Source organism: Thermoactinomyces sp. DSM 45891 (genome assembly GCF_900119485.1).
Lineage (GTDB): Bacteria > Bacillota > Bacilli > Thermoactinomycetales > Thermoactinomycetaceae > Baia.
In genome coordinates, this window is record NZ_FPJZ01000006.1 from 32,690 (window position 1) to 52,815 (window position 20,126).

The window sequence follows — 20,126 nt, forward strand, 5'->3', positions numbered from 1 at the left end:
CAGATAAGGAAATAAGTATTTTGGTTTTTGGTTTTGGTAAAAAGATGTATAGGAATCTGGTAAAGTGATCGGGGTGACACTCTACCAGGTTCTTGTTAAATTAGTTACCAGAAGCCTTTTTAATAATCTCTTCTGCGACACTCTTTGGTACTTCTTCATAATGACTAAATACCATAGAGAACGTACCACGACCTTGTGTACGAGAACGTAGGCTATTTACATAACCAAACATCTCAGATAGTGGAACCATACCGCGCACTACTTGAGAGTTACCACGAGCATCCATGCCCTCTACTCGCCCACGACGAGAGCTAACATCACCCATGATGTCACCCATGTATTCTTCAGGAACCGTTACTTCGACCTTCATCATCGGCTCAAGAATAACAGGGTTACACTTGGACTTCGCAGCTTTTAGCGCCATCGATCCAGCGATCTTAAACGCCATCTCAGAGGAGTCAACATCGTGATAAGATCCATCTACAAGTCTAGCACGAACATCTACTAATGGGAATCCAGCAAGGACACCATTTTTCATAGACTCTTCGATACCAGCTTGAACCGCAGGGACATATTCACGTGGAACAACACCACCGACGATTTTGTTCACAAATTCGAAGCCTTCGCCAGCTTCCATTGGTTCGAATTCAACCCAGACGTGACCGAATTGACCACGACCACCGGACTGACGAACAAATTTTCCTTCGACTTTCGCAGCAGTGCGGAACGTTTCTCTGTAGGCAACTTGTGGCGCACCAATGTTCGCTTCTACTTTGAATTCACGTTTCATACGGTCTACGATGATATCGAGGTGGAGCTCACCCATACCAGCAATGATCGTTTGACCTGTTTCTTCATCGGTCCAAGCTTTAAAAGTTGGATCCTCTTCAGCAAGTTTGGTCAAGGCGATAGACATTTTATCTTGATCGCTTTTCGATTTTGGTTCGATTGCGATCTCGATTACTGGATCAGGAAACTCCATTGATTCAAGTACGATCAGATTTTTCTCATCACAGAGAGTTTCTCCAGTAGTAGTATCTTTAAGACCTACTGCTGCTGCGATGTCTCCAGCGTATACTTTGCTGATCTCTTCACGAGAGTTAGCATGCATCTGAAGAATCCGACCTACACGTTCACGCTTGTCTTTAGTAGAGTTCAAAACATAAGATCCTGACTCTAATGTCCCAGAGTAAACGCGGAAGAATGTAAGTTTCCCGACATATGGGTCTGTCATGATTTTGAATGCAAGAGCGGAGAATGGCTCTTCATCGCTTGACTCACGAATCGCTTCAGTGCCATCTGGCAACTGACCTTGGATCGCAGGAACATCAAGTGGAGATGGGAGATAAGCCACTACAGCATCGAGCAAAGGTTGAACTCCTTTGTTTTTGTAGGAAGAACCACAAGTAACAGGTGTAATCTTCACTTCACATGTACCTTTACGAAGTGCTTTTACAATTTCCTCTTCGGTGAGTTCTTCACCTTCCAAGTACTTTTCCATTAGCTCTTCGTCGAGTTCTGCTACAGCTTCTACAAGTATCGTACGATACTCGTCTGCTTTATCCTTCAACTCGGCCGGGATTTCACCTGATTCAGAGGTGGTTCCCAAATCGTCGGTATAAATCATTGCTTTCATCTTTACCAAGTCCACGATTCCAAGGAACTTATCTTCAGAACCAATTGGAAGTTGGATTGGTACTGCGTTTGCACCAAGGCGCTCACGCATTTGCTCTACTGCACCGTAGAAGTCAGCTCCTAAGATGTCCATCTTGTTCACATAAGCAAGACGTGGAACACCATAACGGTCAGCTTGACGCCATACAGTTTCAGATTGTGGTTCTACGCCGCCTTTAGCGCAGAATACACCTACAGCTCCATCGAGTACACGCAGGGAACGCTCAACCTCAACGGTAAAGTCTACGTGACCAGGAGTATCAATAATGTTGATACGGTGGCCATCCCACTGGGCAGTGGTGGCAGCGGAAGTAATCGTAATTCCGCGTTCTTGTTCCTGTTCCATCCAGTCCATGGTAGCCGCACCTTCGTGCACCTCACCAATTTTGTGTACACGACCGGTATAGAAAAGAACACGCTCAGTAGTAGTAGTTTTACCAGCATCGATATGAGCCATGATCCCGATATTCCGTGTATCTTTTAAGGAGAACTCACGTGCCATCTGGAATTTCTCCCTTCATCTGTCAAACAGATAAACAATATAATTACCAGCGGTAATGTGCAAACGCGCGGTTTGCTTCCGCCATACGGTGAACATCTTCTTTTTTCTTCACAGCAGAACCAGAGTTGTTTGCTGCATCAAGAATTTCATTCGCCAAACGTTCTTCCATGGTTTTTTCGTTACGCAGACGTGCATAACTTACCAACCAGCGTAGTCCAAGACTTGTACGACGTTCTGGTTTTACCTCAACAGGTACTTGATAGTTAGAACCACCTACACGGCGAGCCTTTACTTCAAGTACTGGCATTACGTTTTTAAGAGCTTGCTCAAAAACTTCCATTGGGTCGTTACCAGAACGTTGTTGGATTAGGTTAAAAGCATCATACAAAATAGTTTGCGCTTTTCCTTTTTTTCCATCGTACATCAGACGGTTGACTAAACGAGTAACCAACTTGCTGTTGTATATTGGATCTGGAAGTGCATCACGGCGAGGTACTGGGCCTTTACGTGGCATGCTTTTCCCTCCTTCTTATAAGTAGTTAATATAAAGTGATAAATACATTATTTCTTAGGACGCTTTGTACCGTATTTGGAGCGGCTTTGGTTACGGTTGTTCACACCCGCAGTATCCAGTGCACCACGCACGATATGGTAACGTACCCCTGGTAAGTCTTTCACACGACCACCACGAATGAGTACAACACTATGCTCTTGCAAGTTGTGACCGATTCCCGGGATGTAAGCAGTTACCTCTGTACCGTTTGTCAAACGCACACGAGCATATTTACGCAACGCGGAGTTTGGCTTTTTCGGAGTCATCGTACCAACACGAGTACATACACCACGCTTTTGTGGAGAGCTTTGTAGCACAATGTCCTTTTTCATGCTGTTGTAAGTGTACTGAAGAGCTGGAGATTTTGACTTTCTCACTTTGTCAGTACGGCCTTTACGAATCAACTGGTTAATTGTTGGCATCTTTTGGCACCCCCCTGCTTATCTTGTAAGTCCACAGATCCAGGCGGATCATGGAAGAGTAAAAAAACATCCATGAGAACAAATAAGGGGAGACGAACTGCATGACTACCTAGGATACATGCAGTTCGACCCAATTTATCTCAAGTGTTTCATCATTATCTGCAAATCGCTACTGTTGCTGCACCGACTTCGATGCCACACGTTTTACCTAGCTCTCTCATCGAGAGCCCGCGCACAACAGGGATTCCCCGAGCCTGACACATCGAGGAGATCAAGAGCTGAATCTTTTGATCTGCATCATCTGCTAGAATCACTTCTACAGCAGACAAATTCTCAATGGCCTTTTTCGTTTGCTTGGTTCCAATCGCCATTGCTTTTGCTACTTTCACTTTTTCATAAGACATCAATTTATCAGCCCTCCAAAGTGAAACGTTCCAAGCACACGAGTGTATCTTACCACCCGGTATTCACAATGTCAACAAGATTGTATTTTGAACTACTCTAATCGATAAGCACGGAATCAGATGCTTGAAGATCGTTTACTTCATTCGCCATCTTCACCTGTAGATTGCGGTAGCGAGACATACCCGTACCAGCAGGAACTAGCTTACCGATAATAACGTTCTCTTTCAGACCTAGCAAGCGGTCCACTTTTCCTTTGATTGCCGCATCGGTTAGAACACGAGTCGTCTCTTGGAAGGAAGCAGCCGACAAGAAGGATTCTGTTTCAAGTGAAGCTTTAGTAATACCTAGCAAGAGCGGACGAGCAACAGCAGGCTCTTCACCACGTAAGAGTACATCACGGTTTGCCGCTTCAAATTCATGTATATCTACCACGGAACCTGGCAGAAGAACGGTTTGACCTGCATCCGTAATCCGTACTTTTCTCATCATCTGACGAATCATAACCTCAACGTGCTTGTCGTTAATTTCTACCCCTTGTAAGCGGTATACTTTTTGTACCTCTTGCAAGATATAGCTTTGAACACCATGTACCCCTTTGACTCGAAGCAATTCCTTTGGATCAATCGAGCCTTCAGTAAGCTCATCGCCAAATTTCACTTCATCGCCAACAACTACACGAAGTCTAGAGCCATATGGAATCACATGTGCTTTACTCTCCACATCATTTTCCACTTCTACTTCACGACGATCTTTTACCTCTCGGATATCCGTTACCTTACCTGTGATCTCACTGATAACAGCTTGACCTTTTGGATTACGAGCTTCAAATAGCTCTTGGATACGAGGCAAACCTTGCGTAATATCGTCACCCGCTACCCCACCAGTATGGAAGGTACGCATGGTCAACTGAGTACCAGGCTCACCAATCGATTGAGCCGCGATAATCCCGACCGCTTCACCGATCTCCACCTGTGTACCGAGGGCCAAGTTACGTCCATAACATTTCTTACAAACTCCATGCTTGGTACGGCAACTTAGAACAGAACGAATGACTACTTTTTCAATACCCGCCTCTACGATCTCTTCTGCGTGTTCTTCTGTAATCAATTCGTTACGATCCACAATCACACGTCCATCAGTTGGGTGTTTCACTGTCTCAAAAGCTGTACGACCCACAATACGATCAAATAACTCCTCAATGATCTCATTGCCATCATGAATGCGAGATACTCGTTGACCGCGGTCTGTTCCACAATCATTTTCACGAACAATGACATCCTGAGCTACGTCGACAAGGCGTCGTGTGAGGTAACCAGAGTCAGCTGTACGAAGGGCGGTATCCGCCAAGCCTTTTCGCGCTCCGTGAGTAGAGATAAAGTACTCTAATACAGTCAAACCTTCACGGAAGTTTGTGCGAATCGGACGCTCAATAATTTTACCGGCTGGGTTCGCCATGAGTCCTCGCATACCTGCAAGCTGAGTAATCTGTGAAACGTTACCCCGCGCACCAGAGTTAGCCATCATGAAGATTGGGTTATATTTACCCATATTCTTCATCAAGACTTCGGTTACACGATCTTTTGTCTTGCTCCAGATGGAGATAACACGTTCATAACGCTCATCATCGGTAATCAATCCACGACGGTATTGCTTCACAACTGCATCTACTTGTTGATCCGCTTCTTTCAAAATATCGTATTTTGCAGCAGGAACGTTTACATCCGATACAGCCATCGTGATACCTGCACGTGTGGAATATGTGTAACCAAGTTGTTTTACTTTATCTAGAATGACAGAAGTCATCATCGTCCCAAAACGACGGAAACATTCTGCAATAATCGCACCCATATCCTTTTTCCGTAATGCACCTGGATCCGGTAGTGATTGAATAAACTCGCGAACATTCGTACCTTTTTCAAATATAAAGTGCCCATCACTTGTTTGAACAAAGTTCTTTTTACCAGGTTCATTGATGTACGGAAATTCTTCTGGGAATACTTCGTTGAAGATCAACTTACCAGGAGTTGTTACCAGCAATGCACCTTCTTGAGCCTCTGTGAAAGAGGTTTTCTTCAGTGTTTTCGCTGGGATCGCAATACGGCTATGCAACGTGACATACCCATGTTGATAAGCATTAATTGCTTCTGCAATCGATTGGAAAACAGAGCCTTCGCCCATTTCGCCTTCTTTTTGCATGGTAAGGTAATAGCAACCGAGTACCATATCCTGAGAAGGTGTTACGACAGGTTTGCCGTCCTTTGGATTCAAGATATTTTGTGCCGCCAGCATCAGTAAGCGAGCTTCTGCCTGAGCTTCTGCAGATAATGGTACGTGAACCGCCATTTGGTCACCGTCGAAGTCCGCGTTATACGCAGTACATACGAGTGGATGTAGACGAATCGCACGACCTTCTACTAAGATCGGTTCAAATGCTTGAATTCCAAGACGGTGAAGCGTAGGCGCACGGTTCAAGAGAACAGGGTGTTCACGAATAACCTCTTCTAAAACGTCCCATACCTCTGGATGAACTCGTTCTACTTTTCTTTTCGCACTCTTAATGTTGTGAGCTAGGCCTTTTGAGACTAACTCTTTCATTACGAATGGTTTAAAGAGCTCCAGTGCCATCTCTTTTGGAAGACCACATTGGTACATCTTAAGGTTCGGCCCTACAACGATTACCGAACGACCCGAGTAGTCTACACGTTTCCCAAGCAAGTTCTGACGGAAACGACCTTGCTTCCCTTTTAACATATGAGAAAGGGATTTCAATGGACGATTACCAGGACCTGTTACAGGACGACCACGACGACCATTATCAATCAGTGCGTCGACTGCTTCTTGAAGCATCCGTTTTTCATTTTGGACGATGATATCAGGAGCCCCTAGATCCAGTAAACGTTTCAGACGGTTATTACGGTTGATTACACGACGATAGAGATCATTCAAATCAGATGTTGCAAAACGCCCTCCATCTAATTGCACCATTGGGCGCAGTTCTGGTGGAATAACCGGCAATACATCGAGAACCATCCAGTCTGGTCTGTTACCAGAACTACGGAATGCCTCTAGTACTTCCAAACGTTTTACAGCACGATTCCGGCGCTGCCCTTGAGCTGTCGTCAACTCTTCTTTTAGACTATCCACTTCTTTCATGAGATCGATATCAGCAAGCAGACGACGAATCGCTTCTGCTCCCATCTTTGCCACAAAAGAATTACCATATTTCTCACGATAACTACGGAATTCTTTCTCAGATAAAAGTTGCTTCTTTTCAAGTGGGGTTTGACCTGGATCGACAACCACATAGGATGCAAAGTAGATTACTTCCTCCAACGAACGTGGAGACATATCGAGGACCAAACCCATGCGGCTAGGAATTCCTTTGAAATACCAGATATGAGAAACAGGCGCAGCTAGCTCAATGTGCCCCATACGTTCGCGACGGACCTTTTGTCTGGTTACTTCTACACCACAACGGTCACAGACAACACCCTTATAACGAACGCGTTTATACTTCCCACAGTGACACTCCCAGTCCTTCGTAGGACCAAAGATTTTCTCACAGAAAAGCCCCTCTTTTTCTGGCTTTAATGTACGGTAGTTAATTGTTTCTGGCTTCTTAACCTCACCACGAGACCAAGAGCGGATTTTTTCTGGCGAGGCCAGACCGATCTTCATATACTCAAAGTTATTCACATCGAGCATGTGGGCATTCCTCCCTCTGGGTTCCTCCTAGTAGGAGAAGTGACGCTTGCCGGCTCACCTCTCCACACCTAGGACTACGAAACGGACCGAGGTCCTTCATCATTACTTTCTAGATCAAAGTGAAGCCTTTCATTACCAGGCTCATCATCTTCGTCCAACTCACGCATTTCGATTTCTTCTTCGTTCTCAGCAAGGATTTTTACATCCATACCGAGAGATTGAAGTTCTTTGATCAATACTTTGAATGATTCAGGAACACCAGGTTCTGGTACATTTTCACCCTTGACAATCGCTTCGTACGTCTTCACACGACCCACAACATCGTCCGACTTAACAGTCAAGATTTCTTGTAGTGTGTACGCCGCACCGTATGCTTCAAGCGCCCAAACCTCCATCTCCCCGAAACGCTGACCACCAAATTGAGCTTTACCACCCAATGGTTGTTGAGTAACAAGAGAGTATGGACCTGTAGAACGAGCATGGATCTTATCATCAACCATGTGTGCAAGTTTAATCATATACATGACCCCAACTGTGACACGGTTTTCAAAAGCTTCACCTGTTCGTCCATCATACAACATCGTTTTTCCATCACGGTCTCCGCCAGACTCTTCTAAGGCATCAAATACCTCATTTTCACGAGCTCCGTCAAATACTGGAGTAGCCATATGAAGACCTAGTGACTTCGCCGCCATACCGAGATGGACTTCTAACACTTGTCCGATATTCATCCGCGAAGGAACACCCAGAGGATTTAAGACGATTTGTACAGGTGTACCGTCTGGCAAGAATGGCATGTCTTCTTCCGGCATAATCCGTGAGATAACCCCTTTATTACCATGACGTCCCGCCATCTTATCCCCTTCAGATATCTTACGCTTCTGCGCGATGTAAACACGTACAAGTTGATTTACTCCTGGTGGTAATTCATCGCCGTTTTCACGAGTAAACACTTTCACATCCACGATAATTCCATCTTGACCGTGTGGAACGCGGAGCGATGTATCGCGAACTTCACGTGCTTTCTCACCAAAGATTGCATGCAAAAGACGCTCTTCAGCAGTAAGTTCTGTTACCCCTTTCGGAGTTACTTTCCCTACTAAGATATCTCCAACCTTAATCTCAGCACCGACACGAACAATTCCACGCTCGTCCAGATTCCGCAGAGCATCTTCACCCACGTTCGGAATATCACGCGTGATCTCCTCTGGACCTAACTTGGTGTCCCGCGCTTCTGATTCATATTTTTCAATATGGATCGAAGTATAGACATCCTCTTTCACTAGCTTCTCACTTAAGAGAATCGCATCCTCGTAGTTGTAACCTTCCCAAGTCATAAAGGCTACGACGACATTTCGACCAAGAGCCATTTCCCCTTGCTCGGTAGATGGACCGTCAGCGAGAACAGCACCTTTTAGTACTTTCTCACCTCTGCTGACCACAGGGCGTTGATTAATACAAGTACCTTGGTTGGAACGAGAAAACTTGGTCAATTTATATTTATCCAAGTCACCTTTTACGAGACGACCATCTAAAACTTGTTCTTTACGAATCCAAATCTCATTAGCAGTAACACGCTCAACTGTACCCGGATTCTTCGCTAGGATCATAACACCAGAGTCTGCCGCTGCTTTATGCTCCATACCTGTACCGATAAATGGAGATTCAGGAACCAATAATGGTACCGCTTGGCGCTGCATGTTAGAACCCATCAAAGCACGGTTGGAGTCATCGTTTTCCAAGAATGGAATACACGCTGTCGCTACCGAAACAACTTGTTTAGGGGATACGTCCATGTAATCGATTCGATCTCTCGTAACCGTTAATAACTCATCACGATAACGAGTGATAACCCCGTTAGTGAGGAAGTTACCTTCTTCATCAATCTCCGCATTGGCCTGAGCTACATAGTAGTTATCCTCTTCATCTGCAGTCAGATAATGAATTTCTTCCGTTACTTGGTTCGTATCTGGATTTACACGGCGATATGGCGTTTCGATAAAGCCATAATTGTTAATACGAGCAAAGCTAGATAAGGAGTTGATCAAACCAATGTTTGGACCCTCCGGAGTTTCAATCGGACACATACGACCATAGTGAGAATGGTGGACGTCTCGAACTTCGAAACCCGCACGCTCACGAGTCAAACCACCAGGTCCAAGTGCTGATAGACGACGTTTATGAGTTAATTCAGCCAATGGATTGGTTTGGTCCATAAATTGAGACAACTGGCTAGAACCAAAGAATTCTTTGATTGAAGCGATAACCGGACGGATATTAATCAATGCTTGCGGTGTTATCGCATTTGCATCTTGAATGGACATCCGCTCACGAACCACACGCTCCATACGAGATAGACCGATGCGGAACTGATTCTGCAACAGCTCTCCAACAGAGCGTAGACGACGATTCCCCAAGTGATCAATATCATCGGTATCTCCTACACGATGTAAGAGGTTAACAAAGTAGTTAATCGAGGAGATGATATCAGCAGGTGTGATATTTTTCACAGACATATCAATTTCTGCATTAGAAATCACTTTAATCACTTTCTCTTCATCTATCGGAGAGAAAATATGAATCGATTGTAAGTGGATTGGACCTTCATCAGGTACCCCACCACGTACAGTCGTTTCTGTTAGGCCGTATGGACTCTCACCTGTCAAAGCTGGTAATAGTTTATCAAGCACCCTACGCTCGAGCACTGTGCCTGCTTCTGCTAAGATCTCACCTGTTTCAGGATCGACGATTGCTTCTGCTAGCTTTTTATTTAATAAACGATTTTTAATGTGTAACTTCTTATTCATCTTGTAACGACCTACGCTTGCTAAATCATATCGCTTTGGATCGAAGAAACGAGAGAATAGAAGGCTACGAGCATTATCAGCCGTTGGTGGTTCCCCTGGACGAAGACGCTCATAGATTTCAATTAACGCTTTTTCAGTGTTGCCTGTGTTGTCTTTATCTAATGTGTTGCGTACATACTCGTCATCACCTAGTAGATCAATGATCTCAGCATCAGAACTAAAGCCTAATGCACGCAAAAGAACCGTCACAGGAATTTTTCTTGTGCGATCGATTCGCACATAAATAATATCCTTCGCGTCGGTTTCCAACTCCAGCCATGCACCGCGATTCGGAATCACTGTAGCTGTGTAAGTTGGCTTACCGTTTTTGTCGACTTTCGTGTTATAATACACACTAGGTGAACGAACCAACTGGCTGACAATGACACGTTCCGCTCCGTTGTAGATAAACGTCCCCGTTTCAGTCATGAGTGGGAAATCACCCATGAAAACTTCCTGCTCCTTCACTTCGCCTGTTTCTTTATTGATCAGACGAACTTTTACACGGAGTGGAGCTGAATAGGTTACCTGATTATCTTTCGCTTGTTCTACGTTGTACTTGGGTTCTCCCAAACTGTAGTCAACAAACTCCAATACGAGGTTTTTCGTAAAGTCCTCAATCGGTGAAATGTCATGAAACATCTCACGAAGGCCTTCCTCTAAAAACCACTCGTAGGATTTTTGTTGAATTTCAATAAGATTGGGTAATTCTAATACCTCTTCAATGCGGGCATAACTTCTTCTTTGCCGCCGACCGTACTGGACAAGTTTACCAGCCAAACAAATTCCCCCCTCGGATCCTGACGCAATCTATTGCGTACTAAGGATAAAAGCGAAAAAAGAAAAATGGGTCGAATTACCACATTTTTAACTATAAAGTAGTCTATTTTCCTATCTTAACCAGTGATTTCCATATTTAAACAAATCTCACTAGTTTTCCTGTAATGGCACAAAAAAATGCAGGAAATATCATCTAAACTAGACTTTCTGCATTTTATAACACTAGCACAGGCCGATTTCTTTTGTCAACGATATTTACAAATTTTCTCAGAAACCAGCTCGGATTACCCAGTACCCCTTTTTTCGTTCCACTACTTCCACAGACGAAAATAGATCATGTAATTCTGTACATGCTGACTCTGCACCTTGTTGCTTACGAATCACAATCCAAAACGAACCGGAGTCATGTAGATGTCTTTTCGCCTCAGCAAACATCTGGTAGATCACTGTCTTCCCTGTTCGAATCGGTGGATTCAATAAGATACAGTCAAACTTCATGCCAGCTACTTTTTCGAATCGATCACTAACGAAAATATTCACTCGCTCGGAGAGTCGATTATACACAGCATTTTTCTTCGCGAGCTCAACAGCACGTTCATTTATATCAACCATCGTAACGTGGATATTAGGATTCATTTTTGCAATCGATAAACCGATAGGTCCATAACCACAACCTAGATCAAGTATATGACAAGCCCCTTTTAAGTCTACCGATTCAATCAAAAATCGACTGCCAAAGTCTAGTCCTTTCTTCGAAAACACACCTGCATCTGTCTGAAAGGATAACTTTTCTCCTCGAACCATCACTTCAAAATCGCGTTCCTCTTTTTTAGAGATAGGATTCTTCGAGTAGTAATGATCACTCATCTAGACAGCCTCCTATATAGAAATGACCCGCCGACCGATGACGACGGGTCAAACCGGAACGAAAAGTTAATTACTTAACTTCTACGTTAGCACCAGCTTCTTCAAGTTTTGCTTTGATAGCATTTGCATCATCTTCGCTAATGCCTTCTTTAACTGGAGCAGGTGTTCCATCAACAAGTGCTTTCGCTTCTTTCAAGCCAAGGCCTGTGATTTCACGAACTGCTTTAATTACGTTGATTTTGCTGCTACCAGCATTGGTTAAGATTACATCGAACTCAGTTTTTACTGCTGCTTCCGCTGCTACTGCTCCGCCACCCATTACCATAGGTGCCGCTGCTGTTACACCAAATTCTTCTTCAATTGCTTTTACAAGATCGTTCAATTCTAGAACGCTCATAGTTTTAATCGCTTCAATGATTTGTTCTTTAGACATTGAGTTATACCTCCCAGTAAATGTATCAATAAAGTTTCATCATACGTCAATCGCATTGAGTGAAAGGAAAGTACCTTACGCCTCAGTAGTTTCTGGAGCTTCTCCGTCTTTATCTGCAACTGCTTTAACAGCAAGCGCAAAGTTACGGACTGGAGCTTGCATAACAGAGAGAAGCATGGAAAGAAGACCTTCGCGAGATGGAAGTTCAGCAAGAGCTTGGATATCTTCTAAACCAACTACTTTCCCCTCTACTACGCCACCTTTAATCTCCAACGCTTTGTTATCTTTTGCAAACTTATGGAGAACACGAGCCGGTGCTACAACATCATCATAGCTAAACGCAACCGCGCTTGGACCAGTCAAGTATTCGCCAAGTTCACTCAAACCAACTTGCTCAGAAGCACGACGAGTCATCGTGTTTTTAAGAACTTGAAGTTCTACACCAGCCTCACGCAATTCCCTGCGAAGTTCGTTTGTTTGTTTTACAGTTAAACCGCGGTAGTCAGCGACTACAGTCGTTTTACTACGCTCTAGCTTAGCAACGATGTCAGCTACCACAAGTTTTTTCTGTTCAACTGCTTTGGACATAGGGGACACCTCCTTAAAGAGTTGTAGGAAAAAGAAAAGCCTTCGTAGACAGTCGAAGGCCAAGGGTTTTATAAAAACACCTCGGTAGGAAAATTAAGTGCTTCCCGCACTCCTACTGTCTACGGTTCTATTCGATTTCAATCAGCTTCATCAGTTTACTAGAAACTGTAAGCCTTTGTCAAATAAAAGCCAAATCTATTATTAACGACTAGAAAAGCGAAGTGCGTTAACAGATACTCCAGGACCCATGGTCGAAGAAACTGTTACACTCTTCATGTAAGTGCCTTTTGCAGCCGCTGGTTTCGCCTTTGTAAGAGCATCAGCAAGAGCTTGCAAGTTTTCAGCGAGTTGTGCTTCTGTGAAGGACACTTTTCCGATAGGAGCATGAATAATACCTGCTTTATCCCCGCGGTACTCGATTTTACCTGCTTTGATCTCATTGATTGCTTTTTCGACTTCAAATGTTACTGTGCCTGTTTTTGGGTTTGGCATAAGACCTTTTGGTCCGAGTACACGGCCCAAGCGACCTACTTGACCCATCATATCAGGAGTTGCTACAACAACATCAAATTCGAACCAACCTTGTTGGATTTTGTTGATGAGGTCCTCATCGCCTACGTAATCCGCTCCAGCAAGTTCAGCTTCTTTTGCTTTCTCGCCTTTAGCAAAAACAAGAACGCGTTGAGTTTTACCGGTACCGTGTGGCAGTACAACAGCACCTCTCACTTGTTGATCTGCTTTTTTGGTATCAATACCTAAGCGGAATGCAGCTTCAACCGTTTCATCAAATTTAGCTGTAGAAAGTTCTTTTACGAGAGTAAGCGCTTCGGCTATATCGTATTGTTTGAAACGATCTACTTTCTTGGTAGCTTCCAAGTACTTTTTACCATGTTTAGCCACTTCAATTCCTCCCTTCGTGGTTGTAACGGATGATCCTCCCACTTACCTAGACAATCGTGGCAGAGAGCCTAGGCAACGAAGACGTTATTAGTCTTCGATGACGATCCCCATGCTACGGGCAGTGCCTTCTACCATACGCATAGCGCCTTCAACATCAGCTGCGTTTAGGTCCGGCATTTTTGTTTCAGCAATTTCGCGAACTTTATCGCGCTTAACCGTTGCTACTTTTTTCTTGTTAGGCTCTCCAGAACCAGATTCGATTCCAGCAGCTTTTTTCAAGAGAATTGCAGCTGGTGGAGTTTTCGTAATGAAGGTGAATGAACGATCTTCAAATACAGTAATCTCCACAGGAATGATCATACCTGCTTGATCCGCAGTACGAGCATTAAATTCTTTACAGAATCCCATGATGTTAACACCAGCTGCTCCGAGAGCTGGTCCAACAGGTGGCGCTGGGTTAGCTTTACCAGCAGGGATTTGTAGCTTGACCACTCTAAAGACTTTCTTGGCCATCGCTAACTACCTCCTTCAACACAATGTGGTATTTTGCGGGGAATTCCCCTCCCACGGTCACAGCAAGCGAATAAACGCTTCTGTTCCGCCTTAAGCGGCTGGGTAATAACTATAACAATCTATCATACTTTCAGGAGAAACAAAAGTTTTTCCTGATGTTAAATTTTTTCCACTTGGAAATATTCTAGTTCTACTGGTGTTTCTCTACCGAACATGTTGACTAGCAACTTCAACTTACCATTTTTGGCATCGACTTCTTCGATTAGTCCAATCGTGCCTGCAAACGGACCCTCTTTCACACGTACCGATTCTCCTACCTCGTAATCCACGATGATCTGAGCTTCTTCTACGCCCATCGAAGCAAGAATGACCTGAACCTCGTCTGGTAAAAGGGGTGTTGGTTTCGAACCAGCACCAGAAGAACCAACAAAGCCGGTTACACCTGGTGTATTCCTTACTACATACCAAGAGTCGTCTGTCATGACCATTTCGACTAGGACATACCCAGGAAACACTTTTCGCATGACAGTCTTCTTCTTACCATCTTTCAGTTCCGTCTCTTCTTCCATGGGAACGAGTACGCGAAAAATCTTATCTTGCATCTCCATTGATTCGATGCGCTTCTCTAGGTTTGTCTTTACCTTGTTTTCGTAGCCGGAATACGTGTGAACGACATACCAATTCTTTTCCATGTAATCCAGGGTAGCTTACCCTGTCCCCCCTTACGACAATCGATTCAAATCAATCTATTTTTTTGGAATCAAATTCAATACCTCGTTAATCCCTAAATCAATTAGGAACAAAAAGATGGTTAGAACAGCAACAGTAGATACAACGACTAGTGTGTAGTTAACCATTTCCTTACGGGATGGCCAACGAACACGTTTGAGCTCTTGAACGCTACCGCTAAAGAAACCCACAGTACCGCCCACGCTTTTCTTGATACCACGTCCGATATTGGCAAGAAAAGTCATATTGTCACCCCCATCTTTCATTAAGGAAGAAGTTATTACTTGGTTTCACGATGAACAGTATGAGTGTTGCAACGAGGGCAATACTTCTTCAACTCCATACGATCTGGATGCTTACGCTTGTTTTTGGTCAACGCATAATTGCGCATTTTGCAAGTTACGCAAGCCATTGTAATGTTTACGCGCATTGAAAAACACCTCCCCTACAAATATCAGTCCGATCAAATCATGATGGTATATGATTAGAAAACACCCAAGTTAATTTATCATAACCTCGCATCCTCTGTCAATGAAAGCCTACTTCATACCCATTATGGGCTTATTTTTCTCGGTAGAAACAAAAAAAGGAATTTGTCCTTTTTTGTCGAATGAAATAAAAAACAGGCTGGTCCCCTGTTTTTTATTTCATTCGTTATTTTCACTGTTTATAGAGAGATTTCTCTTACTTCTAAGTAGCGTTCTAGTTTTCTCTTCACACGTTGTAGTGCGTTATCGATGGACTTTACATGACGGTTTAGGTCCACAGCGATTTCTTGGTAGCTTCGCCCATCTAAGTATAACATCAACACTTTTCGCTCGAGGTCACTTAAAATTTGGGAAATTTGATCCTCGATATCGCTATATTCTTCTTGATTAATATAGATCTCTTCTGGATTTAGCCTGCCACCGGTGAGCGTATCATATAGTGTGCGATCCGAATCATCGTGGCTAGGCTTGTCCAATGAGACATAAGAATTAAGCGGAATATGCTTTTGACGAGTTGCTGTTTTGATGGCGGTGATGATTTGTCTGGTTATGCAAAGCTCAGCAAAAGCTTTAAACGAGGCCAGCTTGTCCCCACGAAAATCACGTATTGCTTTATACAAGCCAATCATGCCTTCTTGCACAATATCTTCATGGTCTGCCCCAATTAAAAAATAGGAGCGGGCTTTCGCTCTAACAAAGTTCTTATACTTATGAATTAAGTATTCGAGGGCTTCTTGGCATCCAATCCGAACTTCCTCAACCAGCTCTTCATCTGGTAATGTTTTGTACTCGACGACCTTCTCATACTGAATAGCATTACTTGTTTGTAGGTCTACACTCACTGCGATCCCCCCGGCAAAAGTAGCATGTAAACCGCATGTAAGGCTATTATATCTGAAATGAAACAAAATCGTCAATTTTCCACCTATTTTTTCCTTCTTAACTTTTCAAATTCTTTCTGCAAATGAGTCGGTAGATAATCCCCTAGCTTATTTTTAGGACTTGTTGACTCTTGAGTCCGTAAATCCTCTCCTAATTGAACCCTTGCACTTCGAATCTGCTCCAACAGTTCTCGTGAGGAAACCCGATACGCACCTTGACCAAACACCATTCGTTGTTCTAGATAATCAGAAGTAGCTACATAAATTCTACGATGTGGATTTTTACTTTTTCGCACAAATTGCTCGATGTATTCATCCGCCGTCTCATCTTTACATGTAAAGACCACTTCCACCTTTTCTTGTGTTTTTTGTACACGCGCCCCGTGAGTCTGGTGAGCATCAAATACTACATACACTTTACGACCTGTCATTGCCTGATACTCAGATAGTTGACTAATCAACTGGTTTCGTTGTTCTTCTAAACGTCGTTCCTTCCGATGAATGTTTGCCTGGAGGCCGATCACATTATAACCATCGACCACCAGCCATTCTTCACGCGTGCTAGCCATTATCCCGTCCGAGTGCCACTTGGTACATACAAATCCCCGCAGCCACAGATGCGTTGAGAGAAGCAACACGCCCCTTCATCGGAAGTCGCACTAAGAAGTCGCATTTTTTTTTCATTAATTGGCTAATTCCTTGACCTTCATTGCCAATAACCAGAGCAACTGGCATGTCAAAATTTACCTGATTGTAGGATTGTTTCGCAGATCCATCTGTTCCTACCAACCAAATGCCTTCCTTTTTTAGCTCATCTGCAACTCGGTTCAAATTGGTAACTTGTGCCACTGGTACATACTCAATAGCCCCCGCAGAGGTTTTGGCTACTACAGAAGTCAAGCCGACGGCACGCCGTTTTGGAATCACAACACCGTGAACGCCTGCAGCATCGGCCGAACGAAGGATCGATCCTAAATTATGTGGGTCTTCAATCCCATCCAGCAAGAGTAAAAACGGCTTCTCGCCTTTCTTCTGAGCGCGCTTTAAGATCCGATCCACTGTGCTATATTCATAAGCCGCGATCTGAGCCGCGATTCCTTGATGGTTTCCACCATCCGCTAGTTGATCTAGCTTCGAACGAGGCACCCATTGGTACGAAATCTTTTGATCTTCTAACTGTTTGATCATGTCAGCAATGGTCTTCTTCTGAACCCCTTCCGCTACGAACACCTTCTCGATATGTCGTCCCGAACTAAGTGTCTCTGATAAAGCCTGCCTTCCGATAATCCAATCTGTCCCCATATCTAATCTCCTCCTATCATTCACACGCTACTATAATTTGTTTCATTAATTGTTCGAGTCTCTCTTGTTTGCCTGATAGATACAGATATCCAATCAGTGACTCCAAACCTGTACTATAGCGATACTGGGATACTGAAGCGCTTTTCGCCACACTACCTGATTTGGCATTACGTCCCCGGCGGAGCACATCCGCTTCTTCCTCTGTCAAATCACCTTCAATGATACGACTTGCTTTGGCTTGTGCCACCGCTGATACATATTGGGTCGCTCTTTGTTGTAGTTCATGAGGCTTGACCACCCCAATAGCAAGAAGGTGGTAACGTACATATACTTCATACACGGAATCCCCTATATATGCTTGTAATAGGGGGTGGATTTGAGAGGGGGGCCTAGGCAAGTCGGCTTCCCCCATCCCTAGTAAATACGGATTTATTTTCTCTTCCATCGCACACCTTGGGGAGTATCTTCTAACACAATCCCCTGCTCCAATAATTGATTTCGAATCGCATCTGCTAAGGCAAAGTCGCGATCCTTTCTAGCTTGTTGTCGCCCTTCAATAAGCGCCTCGATTTCATCTTCTAAAGACATCTCATTCCGATGAATCAGACCTAAAATATTTCCTGCGAACGTTTCAAACCAGTCGATTACCAGTTTACCCGTTTCTTGTGTAATTACTTCCCGAGATACTAAATCATTTGCAAGTCTAACACAATCAAACACGACCGTAATCGCATTAGCAGAGTTAAAATCATCACTCATCTCTGTAATAAATTGACTGCTTAGATCTTCCAATTGTGACACAATGCTTCTATCCACATCTCCAGGCTGTGTAGCTTGGATTCGATGCTGTAGATTTTCATAGGCTGTCTGGATACGCTTTACACTCTCATCCGCTTGTCTGAGTGTATCTTCCGTAAAGTTCATCGGGTTTCGATAATGAGTGGATAACAAGAAATAGCGCAAGGCAAGTGGCTCGAAATACTTGCGTAATTCCACTACACTCATGACATTCCCAACCGATTTGGACATCTTCACATTGTTCATATTGATAAATTCATTATGCAACCAATAACGAACAAACGTCTCACCCGTCATCGCCTCACTCTGGGCAATTTCATTTTCATGGTGTGGGAAGCAGAGATCGATCCCCCCAGCATGTATATCCAAAGTATCCCCAAGATATCTGCGCGCCATAGCTGAACATTCGATATGCCAACCTGGACGTCCCAGTCCCCACGGAGTATCCCAGCTAATCTCACCTGGCTTAGCAGCTTTCCATAGTGCAAAATCGAGCGGACTCTCCTTCAACTCATTTACTTCTACACGAGCACCCGATTTTAAATCTTCTAGTGAATGATGTGACAGGCATCCGTATCCTTCTTTTTTTAGGGAACGAAAGTAGACATCTCCGTTTTTTTCATAGGCGTATCCCTTTTTAATCAAATCCTGAATAAATTCGAGCATCTCTTGGATGTTTTCAGTCGCCCTCGGATGAGTGGTTGCTCTTTTTACTCCCAGAGCATCCATGTCATCAAAGTACGCTTCGATGTATCGCTCCGCAATCTCTGGAACCGAAAGTCCTGTCTCAATGGATGCATTGATCAGGCGATCATCCACGTCTGTAAAGTTTTGTACGTAGTTTACCTCATACCCCTGGTGCTCCAAAAAACGTCTCGCCACATCAAAAAATACAAAACAACGAGCATTCCCGATATGAATATAACTATATACAGTTGGGCCACAAACATACATATTGATCTTATTTTTCTCTATTGTGGTGAGAGTTTCTTTTTGTCTAGTCAGTGTATTGAACAGCTTGATTGTCATGGTTGCTACCTCCTTGTTGCCCTTCTGGTATCAGCTTCATTTGTCCATTTTGTTCTTGTTTTAAGCGCTCTATCTCTTGTTTTAGCAGCCCGATCTCTCCCTGTAATCCGCGAAACATCTCTGCTACAGGGTCTGGAAGATTTACTTGATCGAGATCGGTTTGGACACGAACTCCATCCTGAACCACGATCCGTCCAGGAACACCTACAACAGTTGAGTTAGCAGGTACTTCTCTTAACACAACAGAACCTGCTCCAATTCGAGCGCAACGCCCAACTCGGATCGATCCTAATACTTTCGCGCCTGATGCAATCAGTACATGATCGTCAATCGTAGGATGACGTTTTCCTTTTTCTTTCCCAGTGCCCCCTAATGTAACTCCTTGATAAATGGTTACATAGTTCCCGATCTCGCACGTTTCCCCTATTACCACACCCATCCCGTGGTCAATAAAACAACCAATCCCTATTTTGGCACCTGGATGGATTTCAATACCTGTGTGAAACCGATTACTCTGTGAAATCAAGCGGGCGACAAGGTACCAGCCCTTTTTATAAAACCAATGTGCTACTCGATGAGCCCAAATCGCATGTAGCCCTGCATACGTAAAAACGACTTCAATCGTATTTCTTGCCGCTGGATCTCGATCAAAGACGGCTTGGATATCCGCTTGTATCGTTCTCCGAAGCATCCCCATTTTACTCAACCATG

Annotated in this window: 20 protein-coding genes and 1 other annotated feature; all 20 genes read right to left on the reverse strand. The window is 43.9% G+C overall.

What is annotated here, in order from left to right; genetic code table 11:
* Positions 1 to 100 precede the first annotated feature (100 nt).
* The 20 genes from fusA to cysE all read right to left on the reverse strand — a co-directional run bounded on the left by fusA (position 101) and on the right by cysE (position 20,112).
* A complete protein-coding gene (gene fusA, locus BT147_RS07140) occupies positions 101 to 2,176 on the reverse strand; it encodes an elongation factor G (protein WP_072332847.1) in 2,076 nt (691 codons plus the stop codon).
* Between the two features lie 43 nt (positions 2,177 to 2,219).
* Positions 2,220 to 2,690, reverse strand: a complete 471-nt coding sequence (gene rpsG / locus BT147_RS07145) for a 30S ribosomal protein S7 (RefSeq protein ID WP_072332850.1) — start codon at positions 2,688 to 2,690, stop codon at positions 2,220 to 2,222.
* A 47-nt stretch (positions 2,691 to 2,737) separates the two neighbouring features.
* On the reverse strand, positions 2,738 to 3,151 hold the full coding sequence (rpsL, locus tag BT147_RS07150) for a 30S ribosomal protein S12 (protein WP_072332853.1): 414 nt from the start codon (positions 3,149 to 3,151) through the stop codon (positions 2,738 to 2,740).
* Positions 3,152 to 3,306: 155 nt separating this feature from the next.
* Complete coding sequence (locus BT147_RS07155; protein WP_072332856.1) at positions 3,307 to 3,555, reverse strand: ribosomal L7Ae/L30e/S12e/Gadd45 family protein; 249 nt, start codon at positions 3,553 to 3,555, stop codon at positions 3,307 to 3,309.
* A gap of 97 nt (positions 3,556 to 3,652) precedes the next feature.
* Positions 3,653 to 7,261 carry a DNA-directed RNA polymerase subunit beta' gene (gene rpoC / locus BT147_RS07160; protein WP_072332859.1) on the reverse strand — a complete coding sequence of 1,203 codons (3,609 nt, stop codon included), beginning with the start codon at positions 7,259 to 7,261 and terminating at the stop codon, positions 3,653 to 3,655.
* Positions 7,262 to 7,335: 74 nt separating this feature from the next.
* Positions 7,336 to 10,887 carry a DNA-directed RNA polymerase subunit beta gene (gene rpoB, locus BT147_RS07165; RefSeq protein ID WP_177239723.1) on the reverse strand — a complete coding sequence of 1,184 codons (3,552 nt, stop codon included), beginning with the start codon at positions 10,885 to 10,887 and terminating at the stop codon, positions 7,336 to 7,338.
* Between the two features lie 267 nt (positions 10,888 to 11,154).
* On the reverse strand, positions 11,155 to 11,754 hold the full coding sequence (locus BT147_RS07170) for a class I SAM-dependent methyltransferase (RefSeq protein ID WP_072332864.1): 600 nt from the start codon (positions 11,752 to 11,754) through the stop codon (positions 11,155 to 11,157).
* Positions 11,755 to 11,824: 70 nt separating this feature from the next.
* Entirely contained in the window at positions 11,825 to 12,187 is a 363-nt protein-coding gene (rplL, locus tag BT147_RS07175) for a 50S ribosomal protein L7/L12 (RefSeq protein WP_072332867.1), read from the reverse strand.
* Between the two features lie 75 nt (positions 12,188 to 12,262).
* A complete protein-coding gene (rplJ, locus tag BT147_RS07180; protein WP_072332870.1) occupies positions 12,263 to 12,775 on the reverse strand; it encodes a 50S ribosomal protein L10 in 513 nt (170 codons plus the stop codon).
* A 23-nt stretch (positions 12,776 to 12,798) separates the two neighbouring features.
* Positions 12,799 to 12,918, reverse strand: a sequence feature (ribosomal protein L10 leader region).
* Positions 12,919 to 12,976: 58 nt separating this feature from the next.
* Positions 12,977 to 13,675: a 50S ribosomal protein L1 gene (gene rplA / locus BT147_RS07185; protein WP_072332873.1), complete on the reverse strand. Its 699-nt coding sequence runs from the start codon at positions 13,673 to 13,675 to the stop codon at positions 12,977 to 12,979.
* Positions 13,676 to 13,762: 87 nt separating this feature from the next.
* Positions 13,763 to 14,188, reverse strand: a complete 426-nt coding sequence (gene rplK / locus BT147_RS07190; protein WP_072332875.1) for a 50S ribosomal protein L11 — start codon at positions 14,186 to 14,188, stop codon at positions 13,763 to 13,765.
* A gap of 158 nt (positions 14,189 to 14,346) precedes the next feature.
* Positions 14,347 to 14,880, reverse strand: coding sequence for a transcription termination/antitermination protein NusG (gene nusG / locus BT147_RS07195; protein WP_072332878.1), 534 nt, complete (start codon positions 14,878 to 14,880; stop codon positions 14,347 to 14,349).
* A 54-nt stretch (positions 14,881 to 14,934) separates the two neighbouring features.
* The gene (secE, locus tag BT147_RS07200; RefSeq protein WP_177239725.1) at positions 14,935 to 15,162 is read right to left on the reverse strand and encodes a preprotein translocase subunit SecE; all 228 of its coding nucleotides are present in this window, start codon (positions 15,160 to 15,162) and stop codon (positions 14,935 to 14,937) included.
* A 35-nt stretch (positions 15,163 to 15,197) separates the two neighbouring features.
* A complete protein-coding gene (rpmG, locus tag BT147_RS07205; RefSeq protein ID WP_072332881.1) occupies positions 15,198 to 15,347 on the reverse strand; it encodes a 50S ribosomal protein L33 in 150 nt (49 codons plus the stop codon).
* 237 nt (positions 15,348 to 15,584) lie between these two features.
* Complete coding sequence (sigH, locus tag BT147_RS07210) at positions 15,585 to 16,247, reverse strand: RNA polymerase sporulation sigma factor SigH (protein ID WP_072332884.1); 663 nt, start codon at positions 16,245 to 16,247, stop codon at positions 15,585 to 15,587.
* 83 nt (positions 16,248 to 16,330) lie between these two features.
* Positions 16,331 to 16,855, reverse strand: a complete 525-nt coding sequence (locus BT147_RS07215) for an NYN domain-containing protein (protein ID WP_072332888.1) — start codon at positions 16,853 to 16,855, stop codon at positions 16,331 to 16,333.
* Positions 16,848 to 17,588: a 23S rRNA (guanosine(2251)-2'-O)-methyltransferase RlmB gene (gene rlmB / locus BT147_RS07220; protein WP_072332891.1), complete on the reverse strand. Its 741-nt coding sequence runs from the start codon at positions 17,586 to 17,588 to the stop codon at positions 16,848 to 16,850. Before rlmB ends, BT147_RS07215 begins: the two co-directional genes overlap by 8 nt.
* Positions 17,589 to 17,604: 16 nt before the next feature.
* Positions 17,605 to 18,033, reverse strand: a complete 429-nt coding sequence (locus BT147_RS07225) for a Mini-ribonuclease 3 (RefSeq protein ID WP_353640707.1) — start codon at positions 18,031 to 18,033, stop codon at positions 17,605 to 17,607.
* Positions 18,018 to 19,415: a cysteine--tRNA ligase gene (gene cysS / locus BT147_RS07230; RefSeq protein ID WP_072332894.1), complete on the reverse strand. Its 1,398-nt coding sequence runs from the start codon at positions 19,413 to 19,415 to the stop codon at positions 18,018 to 18,020. Before cysS ends, BT147_RS07225 begins: the two co-directional genes overlap by 16 nt.
* Positions 19,384 to 20,112: a serine O-acetyltransferase gene (gene cysE / locus BT147_RS07235; protein ID WP_353640708.1), complete on the reverse strand. Its 729-nt coding sequence runs from the start codon at positions 20,110 to 20,112 to the stop codon at positions 19,384 to 19,386. The genes cysS and cysE overlap by 32 nt, the downstream gene beginning before the upstream one ends.
* Between the last annotated feature and the right edge of the window lie 14 nt (positions 20,113 to 20,126).